Origin of the sequence: Cohnella rhizosphaerae, assembly GCF_029525575.1 — a bacterium.
Taxonomy (GTDB): Bacteria; Bacillota; Bacilli; order Paenibacillales; family Paenibacillaceae; genus Cohnella; species Cohnella rhizosphaerae.
This window is the reverse complement of the sequence record NZ_JAPDIA010000001.1, coordinates 638,215-653,591: the sequence shown is the minus strand read 5'-3', so window position 1 is coordinate 653,591 and position 15,377 is coordinate 638,215. Positions and strand designations below refer to the sequence as shown.

Sequence of the window (15,377 nt, the reverse complement as noted above, 5' to 3'; positions counted from 1 at the left end):
ATCACTATGGTAGAGGATCGTTCCGCTGTCGCCAGGCTCTTTAACGGAGTCAATAAAGTTCTGCTGATCTTAATCACGCTTCTATGTATCCTGCCGGTCTGGTATACGCTCGTCGTATCCCTGAGCGACAGGGCGGCCGTAGCGGGCGGAGACGTGTTTTTCTGGCCTCAAGGCTTAACGTTCAATTCGTACGCAACCATCGTCGAGGACGGACAGTTTTTCAGGTCGTTCTTCATCTCGGTCGAGCGGGTCGTCCTCGGGGCGATCATCGCGTTCTTCGTCGTGCTGCTCATGGCCTATCCGCTATCGAAGACCGCCAAGGAATTCAAGCCTAGAAATATCCTCATGTGGCTGTTGATCTTTTGCATGCTGTTCAGCGGAGGACTCGTGCCCTGGTACATGACGATGAAGTCGCTGGGCATGATCAATAACATTTGGGGACTGGTGCTGGGCGGCGGGCTGCCTGTCTTCAACGTCATTCTCGTCATGAATTTCTTCCGAAATCTGCCGAAGGAAATGGAAGAATCCGCTTTGATCGACGGTGCGGGCCCGTGGCGCATCCTGTTCGGGATTTTCCTGCCGCTATCGACGCCGGTTATGGCGACCATTCTCGTATTTACGATCGTCGGACATTGGAACGAGTTTTTCCAGGCGCTCGTGTTAATGACGAAAAACGAAAATTATCCGCTGCAATCGTATATCCGCCAAGTGACGATCGTGCTTAATCCTGCCAAGATCGATGCGGAGTCGGCCAAGCGGCTTGCGACCATGTCGAACCAGACGTTAAATGCGGCGAAAATCTTCATTTCCATGCTGCCGCTGCTGCTCATTTATCCTTTCTTCCAAAAGTATTTCGTCAAAGGCATCACGCTCGGTTCGGTTAAAGGCTAAGGGAAATTCAGACCAGAATGATTAGACAGGATAGGAGATATCGTCGTGCAAACTAGCGAAACGATCCACCCCGATAAAATCGAACATGAGGAAGCTCCCAAGGCTGATTGGCATATCGGCGCGATTCAGTCGGTTCAAAAAAGAGCAAGGCGTCTATGTATTCCGCGGCGCGCACGCGTCGCTTATGCTGCAGCCGGTCAACGATCACATTGTTCGCGTGAAGCTGCTGCTCGACCATGCGCTCGATTTGAAGTCGACGATCGCGGTTCAACGGGAGGCTTACGTCAAGGTTGACGCGCGATTGGAAGAGGAGCCGGAGCAGTACAAGCTGGTGCTGCCCGCGCTTGCGGTCGTCGTGCACAAAGCGAATGCCCGAATCGATTTTTACGATGCGGACGGCGAATTAATCTCCAGAGAACAAGAGCTGTACAGGGCGGGAAGAGGCGAATACGGCTTCCGTAAAGCGATGGAGAAGGACTCCCACATTTACGGTCTGGGGAGAAGACGAGCTTTCTGGACAAAAAAAGGCGAGAAGTACGACATGTGGAATTCTGACGTGTTCGATCCCCATGTGCCGGAGATCCAATGCTTGTATGTGTCGATCCCGTTTTTCGTCCATTTCCGCTACGATCGGCCGGCTTACGGTATTTTTCTCGACAATCCGGGGCGTTCCACGTTCGATATGCACACAAGCGAGATTGCCTACACGGTCCAGGTTCATGCGGGAACGATCGATTATTACTTTGTGTACGGGCCGGAATTGAAGGATGTCGTACGGCGTTACAGCGGCTTAACGGGGCGAATGGAGCTTCCGCCCGCATGGGCCATCGGGTATCACCAATCCCGCTACAGCTATATGGACCAGGAAGAGGTCATGATGCTCGCGCGAAACTTCCGCAGCAAGAACATTCCTTGCGACGTCATTTACCTGGACATTCACTACATGGACGAGTACCGCGTGTTCACGTTCGACCCGGTGCGGTTCCCCAATCCGAAAAAGATGATCGACGAGCTGGGCGAGATGGGCATCAAGATCGTTCCGATCGTAGACCCGGGCGTCAAGAAGGACCCAGAATACGCGCCTTATATAGAAGGAACCAAGAAGGATTATTTCTGCCGCAAGCTGGAAGGCGAAGTGTTTATCGGCAAAGTGTGGCCGGGAGAGAGCGCGTTCCCCGATTTTACGGAAGAGCAAGTGCGTTCGTGGTGGGGCGAGCAGCACCGATATTATACGGAGCTCGGCATTCACGGCATTTGGAACGACATGAACGAGCCGGCCGTGTTCAACGCTTCGAAAACGATGGATCTGGATGTCGTTCACGGCAACGACGGCGATATGAAAACGCATCGCGAGCTTCATAACCTGTACGGCATGCTGATGTCCATGGCGACCCAGCAAGGCTTGAAGAAGCAGCTGGACGGTGAGCGGCCGTTCGTGCTGACGCGCGCAGGTTATGCTGGCGTCCAAAAATACGCGGCCACCTGGACCGGCGACAATCGCAGCTTTTGGGAGCATTTGGCCATGGCGATCCCGATGGTGCTCAACCTCGGCTTGTCCGGTCAGCCTTTCTCCGGACCGGATATCGGCGGCTTTGCCCACAATACCACGCCGGAGCTGCTGGCGCGTTGGACGCAGGCGGGCGTTTTCTTCCCGTATTGCCGCAACCACAGCGTGCTGGAGTCGATCCGCCAGGAGCCGTGGTCGTTCGGCCCGGAGATCGAGGACATCTGTCGCAAGTATATTCGTTTGCGCTATAAGCTGCTTCCTTATCTGTATACGCAATTTTATGAAGCGCATAAGACCGGTCTGCCGATCATGCGTCCGCTCATTCTGGAGTATCCGGACGACCGAAGCGTGTATAATCTATGCGATCAGTTCCTGGTCGGGACGAGCTTGCTTGTTGCGCCGATCCTGCGTCCAAGCACGGAGTATCGTCCGGTTTATTTGCCGGCAGGTGAATGGATCGATTATTGGACAGGCGAACGCCATGAAGGCGGCCGCACCATTCTGGCGCATGCCCCGATGGACGTGCTGCCGCTGTATGTGAAGGCGGGAAGTTTGCTGCCGGAGCTTGCGGACGATGAATGGAAGCCGGCCATGAACGAGTCGGCGGACGTAACGCTGAGCATCTATGCCGGAGCGCCGGGTTCGACGTCTATCGATCAGTGGTATGAGGATGATGCGCGTACTTACGCTTATGAAAGCGGCGTTTACAACCTATTACAGTCAACGGCCGTATTTAATGAAGATACGCTGATGTTGAAGCTTGCTTATCTGTCCAAAGGGATGAACAACGAGCGCCGGCTTCTTCAGCTTCAAGTCAAAGCGATGAATTTCGCACCAAAAGCCATTTTTATTGGGAAAATGAGTTTAGAGGAATCCGGCGGGAGCTGGTCTTATGACGAAGCGCTGAGGGCGCTCAGCTTGCAAGTGCCGAATACATTTAATGAGATGGAACTCGTCATTCTAGGGACGCAGAAGCTCGCGCCTTCTAATTAAAGAGCGGGAGAGGATCGGAGAATCGGTTCCGGGCTTGCAGCGGTTCGGATGGACCCTTTCAGAGGCACATGAAGTGTCTCGAAAGGGTTCTTTTATATGGAAAGAAGTCCAGTTTTGAAACTTATCGTTCATATTATAACGCAGCTCTTAAATGAATGGTAGAATATACTGCGAGTGTCTGACAAAAACGAGAATGGACAGGGTTCCGGTAGTTTCGCCCGGGGCGCTTTGAAATTACACCCATCTATCAGCATATTCTCTATTATTTTTTGCAATGAAAGGAAGAAGATGATGAATCGAACGGGAAGACGGTCGACATTTTCCAGGATCTCAAGGAGATGGCTCCTCGGCAGTCTGTGCCTCATGCTGTTGTTCGGCGGCGTCCTTGCAATCGGTCCCGGGCCAACATACGCAGCCGACAGGACGGTAGCCTCGTGGAGCGAACTGTCCGATGCATTTGCAAATGCACCGAGCGGCGATACGATCGTGTTAGGCGACAATATTATACAAACGTCGGGTACGATCGCTTTGCCATCGGGGAAAAGTCTAACGTTGGATCTGAAAGGAAATACGCTGTCGATTACGGCACCCGTATCAAGCGATCAGGCTGCGCTCGGGGTTATTGCCGGTACGACGCTCACGATTACTGATACGCTTGGCAGCGGAACGTTGAATGCGACGGGAGGCTCGGGCGGCTACGGTGCCGGCATCGGATCGGCTTATCTGGAAGCTGCCGGAACCATCATTATCAATGGCGGCACCATTAATGCAATGGGAGCTGCCAACGGCTCGGCCGGCATCGGCGGCGGATTGCAAGGCGCAGGCGGTACGGTGACGATCAGCGGCGGGACCGTCTATGCGACCGGCAGAAACGGCGGTTCAGGCATCGGCGGCGGATTGCAAGGCGCAGGCGGTACGGTGACGATCAACGGCGGGACCGTCAATGCGACCGGCAATAATGGCGGATCTGGAATCGGCGGCGGATACGGTGCGTCCGGCGCGGCGGTGACGATTACCGGGGGGCATCGTTAAGCCTTCAACCGGCAATGTCTCTGGTTTCTCTGCGATTGGTCCCGGCTCGACCAACTCCACTTTCGGTTCTTTGAGCAACAGCGGCAAGATCGTGATACCGAACGGTCAAAAGCTGGTTATCCCCGCAGGAATTACGTTCGAGAATTCGGGAACGATTGAGGGCGCCGGTTCGCTTAGCGGCGACGGCACCATCCAGAATACCGGAACGATCAGCAGCCCGGTTACTGGCGTGACGGTCAGCGGCAATGCCTACGATCTATCGTTTAACCTGAATGGCGCGCCGGGCACGCCGCCGGCCTCGCTGCACGTATTGTCCTCGACGGTGCAGGCCGCAGGGTCGAGCTTGACGAGCCCCAGTCCTGCGGGCTACGAGTTTGACGGATGGTATACGCTTGACGGCGTACCGTTTACGGATACGACGCCGATTAACTCGATTACGAACACGAGCAGCGCGACGCTTTATGCCCACTGGAAGGTGATCAATATTTTATCCGTCGCCTCGTTGACGGATATTCGCGTGCCCTATGGTACGATGCCGAGCGGGCTCGGACTGCCGAGCAACGTCAACATGTCGCTTAGCAACGGAACGTCGAAGTCGGCGGCTATAACATGGGATGGAGGCGCTCCGGCATACGACCGCACGCAGCCGGGCACCTATGTTTTTACCGGGACGCTGACGGCGCCATCAGGCACGGTCAATCCGGACGGCATGACGGCGAGCGTCAATGTTGTCGTAGAGCTGCCGACGGTGTCGACGGTCGGCACGCTGACGGATATTCATGTGCCGTACGGTACGACGTTAGGTGCCGCGGGACTGCCTGCTACGGTGAGTGTAACGCTGAGCAGCGGGGAAACGAAGTCGGCGATGGTGAGTTGGAACGGCGGCACGCCGTCTTATGACGGGACGAAGCCGGGCACGTATGCGTTTGTCGGTACGCTGACGGCACCGACGGGTTCGACCAACCCGGACAGCAAGACGGCGAGCGTGAATGTGGTGGTGGAGCTGCCAACGGTATCGTCGGTAGGCACGATTACCGATCTTCATGTGCCATACGGCACCAAGCTGGAAGACGCGGGACTGCCTGCTGCGGTAGGCGTAACCCTGAGCAGTGGGGAAACGAAGTCGGCGGCGGTGACGTGGAACGACGGCACGCCGGCGTACGACGGGACGAAGCCGGGCACGTATGCGTTTGTCGGTACGCTGACTGCACCAGCAGGCTCGACCAACCTGGATGACAAGACGGCGAGCATCAACCTTATCGTGGAACTGCCGACCGTATCGTCGGTGAGCGCCCTAGCCGACATCCATGTGCCATACGGCACGAGACTGGAAGACGCGGGTCTACCTGCTGCGGTAGGCGTAACCCTGAGCAGCGGGGATACCAAGTCTGCGGCGGTGACGTGGAACGGCGGCACGCCTGCGTACGACGGGACGAAGCCGGGCACGTATGCGTTCGTCGGTACGCTGACGGCACCGACGGGTTCGACCAACCCGGACAGCAAGACGGCGAGCGTGAATGTGGTGGTGGAGCTGCCAACGGTATCGTCGGTAGGCACGATTACCGATCTTCATGTGCCATACGGCACCAAGCTGGAAGACGCGGGACTGCCTGCTGCGGTAGGCGTAACCCTGAGCAGCGGGGAAACGAAGTCGGCGGCGGTGACGTGGAACGACGGCACGCCGACGTACGACGGGACGAAGCCGGGCACGTATGCGTTTGTCGGTACGCTGACGGCGCCGATTGGTTCAACGAATCCTGATGGCAAGACGGCGAGTGTCAACGTTATCGTCGCGTTGCCGATCGTATCGTCGGTAGGTACGCTGACGGATCTTCATGTGCCATACGGCACGAAGCTGGAAGATGCCGGACTGCCTGCTGCGATAGACGTAACCCTGAGCAGCGGGGACACCAAGTCTGCGATGGTGAGTTGGAACGCTGGTACACCGGCGTATGACAAGACGAAGCCGGGCACGTATGCGTTCGTCGGTACGCTGACTGCACCAGCAGGTTCGACCAATCTGGATGACAAGACGGCGAGTATTAACGTTATCGTGGAACTGCCGACCGTATCGTCGGTGGGCACCCTAGCCGACATCCGCGTGCCTTATGGCACGAAATTGGAAGACGCGGGACTGCCTGCTGCGATAGACGTAACCCTGAGCAGCGGGGATACCAAGTCGGCGGCGGTGACATGGAACGACGGCACGCCGGCGTACGACGGAACGAAGCCGGGTACGTATGCGTTTGTCGGTACGCTGACAGCGCCGACTGGTTCGACCAACCCGGATGGCAGGACGGCGAGCGTGAATGTAGTGGTGGAGCTGCCAACGGTATCGTCGGTAGGCACGATTACCGATCTTCATGTGCCATACGGCACGAAGTTGGAAGACGCGGGACTGCCTACTGCGGTAGACGTAACCCTGAGTAGCGGGGACACCAAGTCTGCGATGGTGAGTTGGAACGCTGGTACACCGGCGTATGACAAGACGAAACCGGGCACGTATGCGTTCGTCGGTACGCTGACTGCACCAGCAGGTTCGACCAACCTGGATGACAAGACGGCGAGCATCAACGTTATCGTCGCGTTGCCGACCGTATCGTCGGTAGATACGCTAGCCGACATCCATGTGCCATACGGCACGAAACTGGTAGACGCGGGACTACCTGCTGCGATAGACGTAACCCTGAGCAGCGGGGATACCAAGTCGGCGGCTGTGACATGGAACGACGGCACGCCGGCGTACGACGGAACGAAGCCGGGTACGTATGCGTTTGTCGGTACGCTGACAGCGCCGACGGGATCGACGAACCCGGATGGCAGGACGGCGAGCGTGAATGTAGTGGTGGAGCTGCCAACGGTATCGTCGGTAGGCACGATTACCGATCTTCATGTGCCATACGGCACGAAGTTGGAAGACGCGGGACTACCTGCTGCGATAGACGTAACCCTGAGCAGCGGGGATACCAAGTCGGCGGCTGTGACATGGAACGACGGCACGCCGGCGTACGACGGAACGAAGCCCGGTACGTATGCGTTCGTCGGTACGCTGATGGTGCCGACGGCTTCGACGAACCCGGATAACAAGACGGCGAGCATCAACGTTATCGTGGAACTGCCGACCGTATCGTCGGTGGGCGCCCTGAGCCGACATCCGAGTGCCCTATGGCACGAAACTGGAAGACGCGGGACTACCTGCTGCGGTAGGCGTAACCCTGAGCAGCGGGGATACCAAGTCTGCGACGGTGAGTTGGAACGCTGGTACACCGGCGTATGACAAGACGAAGCCGGGCACGTATGCGTTCGTCGGTACGCTGACGACACCAGCAGGCTCGACGAACCCGGACGCCAAGACGGCGAGCATCAACGTTATCGTGGAACTGCCGACCGTATTGTCGGTGGGCACGCTAACCGACATCCGCGTGCCCTATGGCACGAAACTGGAAGACGTGGTACTGCCAGCTGCGGTAGACGTAACCCTGAGCAGCGGGGATACCAAATCGGCGGCGGTGACATGGAACGACGGCACGCCGGCGTACGACGGAACGAAGCCGGGCACGTATGCGTTTGTCGGTACGCTGACAGCGCCGACGGGATCGACGAATCCGGATGGCAGGACGGCGAGCGTGAATGTGGTGGTGGAACTGCCGACGGTGTCGACGGTAGGGACGCTGTCGGATATTCATGTGCCGTATGGCACGACGTTAGGTGCTGCGGGTCTGTCGTCCGTGGTGAGTGTGACGTTGAGCAGCGGGGAAACGAAGTCGGCGACGGTGACGTGGAACGGCGGCACGCCAGCGTACGACGGGTCGAAGCCGGGCACGTATGCGTTCGTCGGTACGCTGACGGCGCCGACGGGTTCGACGAACCCGAATAACAAGACGGCGAGCGTGAATGTTCATGTAGATTACGCTCCGATTCCGACACCATCGGATCCCTCACGCATCGTAGTCAACTGCGGAATCGGCGTGTGCGCGGCAAGTATAGGAGACAAGGGCAACGTTTCTGTATTGGTCCAAGCGGCGAGCCGCTCCTTTTCACTGACGTTAGAAAGGCTTGATGCGAACGAACTGCGCCTGCCCGGCGATGCACGGGCGCTGAGCATGGTTTTCCGTTTAAGCAAAAATATCGAGGATACGCTCCAACTGCAGATGTCGCTGCAAATCAGACTCGATTCCGCAACGATCGGCGAAGACCGCAGAGTCGCCCTGTTCGCGTACGACGAAGCAGCAGATCAGTGGACAGAAATGGACGGAAGCCTGAATGGAGATGTCTTTAGCGCTCAAACCAGCCGATTTGCTGCGTTCGCCGTCCTCTCTGTTGTCGAACAGACTACGCCGCCGGAAAAGCCTGCTATCCAGCTTAGCGACGTAACCGGTCATTGGGCGAAGACGGAGATCGAAGCGGCGGTCGGTAAAGGCATCCTGACAGGGTATCAAGACGGCACCTTCCGTCCGAACCAGCAGGTGTCGCGCGTGGAATTCACGGTCATGCTCAGCCGCGCACTGAAGCTGAGCGGCGGCGCAGCTGTTAGCGCGGAGCCGACGACATTCACGGATGCGGCAGGCATTCCGGCATGGGCGCGTTCGTCCGTTGCGGAAGCGACGGCGAAAGGGCTGATTCAGGGCTTCGTGGACGGTACGTTCCGGCCGGGAGCGCTTATGAGCCGGGCGGAGCTTGCGGCGATCGCGGCGCGTGCGCTGCAATTGCCGGAAACGTCGGAGACGGCGCTCTCGTTCGCGGATGCGAACGCCATTCCGGCGTGGGCGAAGGCGGCGGTGGCATCCGCGCAGCAAGCCGGGCTAATGAAGGGGCAAGAGGGGAACCAATTTTCGCCCCTCGCTTCTGTCACGCGGGCGGAAGCGGCCGTGCTGATCATGAGAATGATCGAGCGGCTGTAAAAATACGTTATACAACAAGCGAGAGCGGAGCGATCCGCTCTCTTTGCGTTCGGCGGCCGTTCCCCATCATCGAGCAATTTGGCCGGCTCCTCAAAAATTCGGCGGCGGTTTGCGGGCAGGTAAGCGCGCATTTGGGGTGCCGGCTCTTCTCGGTCGTGTTGCAGGTCGATAAAACTGCATTCATACAGGTATTTTTTTTCGGATCAACAACGCGCGATGAAAAAGATGCAAATGTGCAGGTAAATTCAAAGCACAAGCCGGAAATGCGGCAGCTGAAGAAAAATAAATGTAAATTTGCATCTTTTCAGTCTAAAAGAGCTGACATCGGCAAATAAAGATGTAAATTTGCAGGCATTTCTGCAAATAGGCGGCGTGGGCGGGCGTGGGCGACGATATGCGAGCGACGATATGCGAGCGACAACAGTCCGCAAGCCAATGGGCAAAGTCCCAATAATGCTTCAACTTCGATGGAAGACCGCGAAGCCAACCTTCGCTCCAACCTTTATAAATCGGGCATGATCGATGCCGTTGCGCTGCAGGCTTCCAGGCGGCGATCAATATGCCGGTCATGCTGGATCTGCATGACGACGATCGCCTCATCAACGTGCTGTCGGTAGACATTCGGTTCGTGCAGCGCAACTATGCTGCGAGAATTTCAAAATTTAACGTCGCCAATATGGGGCAGATCTCGAATCTGTCCGTAGGCGGCATCTCCCGGAGATACAACGCCCAGAAGGGCGGAACCGGTACCAAAAACGTAAACGACGGCGGTACGCGCCCCGGCATGGCGCGGCGACATCGGCGATCGAACGTTGATGTTTCCCGATCCTGGCGCCAACGTGCAGCTCGCGGTCCGGCTGGTCGAATAAAACAAGGTTCATCCAAAAAAGCTCCGCCCTCAGGCCCAGCCTGCCGGCGGAGCTTTTTGCGGATCGGCCCCGTGCATAAAGCCCCCCCGATAACCGGATACTACTGGAAAAGGCGGGAGCAGCCGGCCAACGGAGGGATGCTTATGCCGGAACAACAATGGGACACCAGGACGGCCGTCCTCGACAGCTGCAAGCGCTCCGTAGATTTTGTGACGACGCCTTTAACGACCGGGAAAATCAGCTTCAGCTTCTCTTACTATAAAACGCTGATCGACGAGGAGGCGCTCGGCCATCTTCTGCATGCGCTGCAAGCCTCGACGCAGGCGAAGGAGAGCAGCGATCTGAAGTCGCTGCTCGCGCATGTCCCGATGGACGGCGTCGAGACCGATCCCGACCCGGAGCGGTTACGCAAGCTTATTTTCAAGGGCTATCTGCTCGCCTATCCCGGCAACGATCCGGAGGGCGAATGCGCCCTCGTCCCGCTGCCGGCCAAGAAAGGGCTGCGTGCGAGCAACGAGACCGACATGGAGTTCAGCGTCGTCGGTCCGAAGATCGGCTTCATCGAGGACCTCGATACAAACATCCATCTGCTGCGCGCGCAGTTGAACACGCCGGATCTGCTGCTCAAGGAGATCGTCGTGGGCAGCGTCTCCCGCTCGAGAGTCGCCATGCTGTATATCGACGGCATCGCGAACGACGAGAATGTCGCGAAGATGGAGAAGCGTCTGCGCGACATCGACTTCGACGTCGTTTTCGACACCTCGCAGCTCGACCAGATCATCGCGGACAATTCAAGGACGCCGTTCCCGCTGTTCACGACGACCGAGCGCCGGGACCGGGTCGTCTACGCGCTGATCACGGGACAGGTGGCCGTGATCAGCGAAGGCTCGCCGTACTTCATCACCGGTCCGTCCACGCTGTTCGATTTTTTCCTTTCGCCGGAAGACTATTTTCTGCCTTGGGTTTTAGGTTCTTTTTTTCCGGATGATTCGCATTTTCGGCGTTATTTTTTCGTTGTTCGCCTCCTCCTTCTATGTGGCGCTGATGACGTACCATTACGAAGTCATTCCGAAGGAGCTGCTCGGCCGGCTGATCTACTCCCGGGAAAACGTGCCGTTCGCGCCGTTTCTCGAGGTGCTCTTCCTGGAGATCACCGTCGAGTTCCTCCGCGAAGCCGGCGCGCGCCTGCCAAGCCGCATCGGGCAGTCGCTCGGCATCGTCGGCGGCGTCATTCTCGGCCAGGCGGCGGTCGAGGCTTCGCTCACCAGCAACATTTTGATCATCATCGTGTCGCTGTCCGCGCTCACATCCTTTGTCACGCCGATCTACAAAATGTCCAACGCGATCCGCTTTTTGCGTTTTCCCATCATCCTGCTCGCAGCGGCGTGGGGCAGTCTGGGCATCGCGATGGGCGTCTGCTTCCTGCTCGTGCATCTGTCCAGGCTCCGATCGCTCGGGTATCCGTATACCGTCCCGTTTTTCCCCGTCCGGGCCAAAGATTTGAAGGACAGCCTGGTGCGATCCTCTTATTCCGTTACTGGCTCGCGGCCTTCCTACCTGAAGCCGTCTTCGAAGCTGCGTTACAAGCCGAAGCCCGAGCGGAGATCCAACGACTTTGACGAGGAGTGAGCATGGATGCGGGCAACATGGAAAAAGGTCCGTCGGGCTGCTGCGCTGTCGTTGCTGACGCTCGCCCTGTGCGGCTGCGGCAGCTCGCAGATCGTGGACCGGATCTCGCTCGTCCAGACGGCGGGCTACGACAGGCAGGACGGAAAGATCGTGACGAGCATGCTGGTCGGGGAGTATACCGAGCAGGACAAGACCAAGCTCAAGCTGCTCGAGACGGCGTCGTACAACAGCTTCGATATGGTGCCGCTGCTGAATCGTCAGACCAACAAGCCGATCGAATACGGCCAGATGAAGCTCATGCTCTTCGGCAAAGCGTATGCCGAGCATGGCATCGCGCATGTGCTGAAGATGCTGTCCCGCGACGTGAAGGTTCAGAACCGCTGTTTGCTGGCCGTCGCGGATACGTCCGCGAGAGAGACGATGGCGGCGACCGCCGACTCCGACGATACGCTGTTTCTTACGAGCATGATCGAGCAGAATTCGAGAACGGCCGAGCTGCCGGGGAAAAATCTGCAGGAGGTGATGTACAGCTATTACGGCGAAGGCCGCGATTTTTCTTGCCCTATATCACGATGGACAGCCGCCATCGGCCGCAGGCGGGAGGGGTCGCCCTGTTCAAGGAGGATCGGATGATCGCCGTCGCCAAAGGTGCGGAAATGCTGTATTTGAAGCTGCTATCCGAGAGGACGCGCGCCGGCATGCTGCTCGTTTCGCTCGGGGAGAAGGAGGGCGAGGATCAGTTTTTGCTGCTGCGCATTTTGAATTCCCGTCCCTCCTGGACGCTCCGCACGAACGGCCCGGCGCCTTCCTTCAAGATCGCGCTGCAGATGACCGTCGGCATCAAGAGCATCTCGGAATCGGTGAGCATCGAGGATGCATCGCAAGCCGAGCAGATGGAGCGTACGATCGAACGGTTCATCCAGACAGGCTTATCCGATTTTATTGCAAAGTGTCAAAAGCTGCGCATCGATCCGGCCGGCTTCGGCGATTACGCCCGGACGCATCGGCGGCATTGGGACAGAGAGGCGTTCTATGCGTCCTATCCGTCGATGAAAACCGAAGTGCGCGTGCGCGCGAAGCTGATGCAGAGCGGGACGATCGATTAAAGCAGCGAGGAGGGGCGTTCTTGGACACGACGAAAAGCGACAAGTATACGCTGTCGGCCATCCATCTGTTTTTCTTGCTTTACGTCAGCCTTGTCGGAGCGGGACTTATGGATTTTCAGCGGCATGTCGCGGCGCTGTCGGAGCAGGATACGTGGATCGCCGTGTTGGCGGCGTCGCTGTTCATTGTCTTTATGATCTGGATGATGTACGGCATCCTCGCGCGTCAGGAAGCCGCCGGGGCCAATCTTGTGGCCGTCAACAAGCGGTATTTCGGACCTGTAGTCGGCGCGGCTTTGAATCTGTGCTTCGTCTTGTATTTTTTGTGGGGCGCGTTTTTGACGCTTCGCTTTTATTTGCAGGTGATCGAGGTGTGGATATTTCCGGAAATGAATCAGTGGCCGCTCGTGCTCTGCATCTTCATTTTGCTGTACTATACGGTGTCTGGCGGGATTCAGACGGTTGCCGGCATATGCTTCTGGGGGACGCTCAGCATCTTTTTGTTCGTGCTGCCGCAGACGGTGCTCGTCTTTCCATTTTTGCATCCGCAAAATCTGATGCCGGCGATCGATCACGGCGCAGCCGCGATCTTCGGCTCGACCAGGCTGATGGCCCAGCAATTTTTGGGCTGCGTGGCGCTTATGGCCGTGTATCCGTACATGAAGGACGGCGCCCGCTCCGCCAAATGGGCTTACCTGTCCGCAGGCGCGGCCGCCTTCATCTATATCGTCATGCTGCTGATCGCGATCATGTTTTTCAGCCCGCAGCAGTTGAAGGAGACCGTCTGGCCGACGCTAAGCATCGTCTCTATCATTCACGTGCCGCTCATGCAGCGTCTCGAATACGTCGTTCTCAATTTATGGCTGCTCAAAATGGTGTCGAACATCTCGCTCGGCCTCTGGGCCGCCTGCCATAGCCTAAAGCAGCAACTGCGGGTGAGACCGAGATATGCGCTGGCCGGCGCGCTGGCGTTATTCTTGATTTTATTTTTTTTTGGACAAAGATCCCGGAGTTACGAGGAAACTGATCGACATGTATGCGAAGACAGGCGAGTTTCTGGTGTTCGCGTACATCACGCTCGTCTTCGTCATCTCGCGTTTTTCGGCGAAGCCGGGTTGAACGGCGCATATCGTCATTCGTGAGCAGGGAGTGGTAAAATATTGAACGAAGTCACGTGATCGTTAGAAATCGCGTTATCGAACGAAGCCACGCAGCCGGAAAGCTGCGTGGCTTTATTGATCGGCGAGTACCGGACTCAGGAGTTATTAGAAACGTTTGGCAACCTCCTTAGCATGCGCAATTGCTTCTTCTTTAATCACTGGAGCCCGCTCTGACGATGCCGTTCCTTCAGCAAAAATGGCCTCTAAAGATTGAATCCCATAGAACTGCAAAATCTTTTTCAGATAGCTGTATCCCATTTCAACTTCAGCAAGAGGACCTTCCGAATAAACGGAACCGCTAGCTTGAATGTGCAAGGCTTTCTTGCCGGACAACAGACCTACAGGACCATTCTTGGTATATTTGAATGTCTTGCCCGGAATTGAAGTCGTATCCGTGTATGCTTTCAAAACCGGCGGGATCGAGAAATTCCACATTGGAGAAACGTACACGTACTTATCGGCAGCCACGTATTGATCGACAATCGCGTCAAGCCGAACTACTTTTGATTGCTCGGCTTCGGACAGTTGATCGAGAGACGAACCCGACCGAAGCTTTTCCCAACCATGCAAAACATCTGCATCGATTTGCGGAATATTCTCTTTGTACAGATCCAAATGAACGACTTCATCTGTTGGATTAGCTTCGCGGTACGCTTCAATAAATTCTTTACCTACCGCGAGGCTAAAAGATTCCTGAGGATCGAGGGGATGTGCGGTGATGTACAATACAGTTGCCATGAATCAAAACTTCCTTTCTGTAATAAAATCAAGTACACTTTCAAGACTGATCATATATTATGTACTTACTTATTTATAGTAGGCACAATAATGTGGTATAGTATGAAAAAGAGTACTGTAACGGAGGCCAACACATGCAAAGGAACCCTGTCCCATGTCAATTCGTTGCGGCGCTGGATTCGATCGTCGGCAAGTGGAAACCGATGATTCTTTACCATTTGCTTCAAGGCAAACCGCTGCGGTTCAATGAGCTAAGAAGATTACTGCCTGATATCACGCAAAGGATGCTTACGCTCCATCTGCGCGAATTGGAGGAGGAAGAGCTCGTTAAACGAGTCATTTATCCGCAGATCCCGCCGAAAGTGGAATACTCCATCACGGAATACGGCATGAGCCTGTCTCCAATTCTGGAAGTCTTACATCAATGGGGAGCGTCCCATGTGGAGCGAAAGCGGCTCAAAGAGGAGAATAATGAACAAACAGAAACGCACTAGCGCGGCATTACGCTAGTCCGTTTTATGAGGCATGTCTAGAAAAGCGCAAGCCCAAAAACC

At 56.5% G+C, this 15,377-nt stretch carries 11 protein-coding genes and 1 pseudogene; 11 read left to right on the top strand and 1 reads right to left on the bottom strand.

The window, feature by feature from the left end:
* Positions 1 to 6 precede the first annotated feature (6 nt).
* The 10 genes and pseudogenes from OMP40_RS03090 to OMP40_RS03045 all read left to right on the top strand — a co-directional run bounded on the left by OMP40_RS03090 (position 7) and on the right by OMP40_RS03045 (position 14,067).
* Positions 7 to 891 (top strand): carbohydrate ABC transporter permease, encoded by an 885-nt coding sequence (locus OMP40_RS03090; protein WP_277529234.1) that lies wholly within the window; start codon positions 7 to 9, stop codon positions 889 to 891.
* Between the two features lie 85 nt (positions 892 to 976).
* Positions 977 to 3,391 (top strand): glycoside hydrolase family 31 protein, encoded by a 2,415-nt coding sequence (locus OMP40_RS03085; RefSeq protein ID WP_277529029.1) that lies wholly within the window; start codon positions 977 to 979, stop codon positions 3,389 to 3,391.
* 552 nt (positions 3,392 to 3,943) lie between these two features.
* A complete protein-coding gene (locus OMP40_RS03080; RefSeq protein WP_277529027.1) occupies positions 3,944 to 4,423 on the top strand; it encodes a hypothetical protein in 480 nt (159 codons plus the stop codon).
* Positions 4,424 to 4,514: 91 nt separating this feature from the next.
* Positions 4,515 to 7,700: an Ig-like domain-containing protein gene (locus OMP40_RS03075; RefSeq protein ID WP_277529025.1), complete on the top strand. Its 3,186-nt coding sequence runs from the start codon at positions 4,515 to 4,517 to the stop codon at positions 7,698 to 7,700.
* A complete protein-coding gene (locus OMP40_RS03070) occupies positions 7,582 to 9,324 on the top strand; it encodes an S-layer homology domain-containing protein (protein ID WP_277529023.1) in 1,743 nt (580 codons plus the stop codon). The genes OMP40_RS03075 and OMP40_RS03070 overlap by 119 nt, the downstream gene beginning before the upstream one ends.
* A gap of 559 nt (positions 9,325 to 9,883) precedes the next feature.
* Positions 9,884 to 11,113, top strand: a pseudogene (locus tag OMP40_RS39705) (spore germination protein); the annotation flags it as partial.
* 64 nt (positions 11,114 to 11,177) lie between these two features.
* Positions 11,178 to 11,822, top strand: coding sequence for a spore germination protein (locus tag OMP40_RS03060; protein WP_277529233.1), 645 nt, complete (start codon positions 11,178 to 11,180; stop codon positions 11,820 to 11,822).
* A 6-nt stretch (positions 11,823 to 11,828) separates the two neighbouring features.
* Positions 11,829 to 12,455: a Ger(x)C family spore germination protein gene (locus OMP40_RS03055; RefSeq protein WP_277529021.1), complete on the top strand. Its 627-nt coding sequence runs from the start codon at positions 11,829 to 11,831 to the stop codon at positions 12,453 to 12,455.
* Positions 12,452 to 12,928 carry a Ger(x)C family spore germination C-terminal domain-containing protein gene (locus OMP40_RS03050; RefSeq protein ID WP_277529019.1) on the top strand — a complete coding sequence of 159 codons (477 nt, stop codon included), beginning with the start codon at positions 12,452 to 12,454 and terminating at the stop codon, positions 12,926 to 12,928. Before OMP40_RS03055 ends, OMP40_RS03050 begins: the two co-directional genes overlap by 4 nt.
* Positions 12,929 to 12,948: 20 nt before the next feature.
* Positions 12,949 to 14,067, top strand: coding sequence for a GerAB/ArcD/ProY family transporter (locus OMP40_RS03045; protein WP_277529016.1), 1,119 nt, complete (start codon positions 12,949 to 12,951; stop codon positions 14,065 to 14,067).
* Between the two features lie 123 nt (positions 14,068 to 14,190).
* Here the strand turns inward: OMP40_RS03045 and OMP40_RS03040 are convergent, their stop codons facing one another.
* A complete protein-coding gene (locus OMP40_RS03040) occupies positions 14,191 to 14,823 on the bottom strand; it encodes an FMN-dependent NADH-azoreductase (protein ID WP_277529015.1) in 633 nt (210 codons plus the stop codon).
* A 134-nt stretch (positions 14,824 to 14,957) separates the two neighbouring features.
* On the opposite strand from OMP40_RS03040, the gene OMP40_RS03035 reads away from it, so the two are divergent.
* The gene (locus OMP40_RS03035; RefSeq protein ID WP_277529013.1) at positions 14,958 to 15,317 is read left to right on the top strand and encodes a winged helix-turn-helix transcriptional regulator; all 360 of its coding nucleotides are present in this window, start codon (positions 14,958 to 14,960) and stop codon (positions 15,315 to 15,317) included.
* The last annotated feature ends 60 nt before the right edge of the window (positions 15,318 to 15,377 follow it).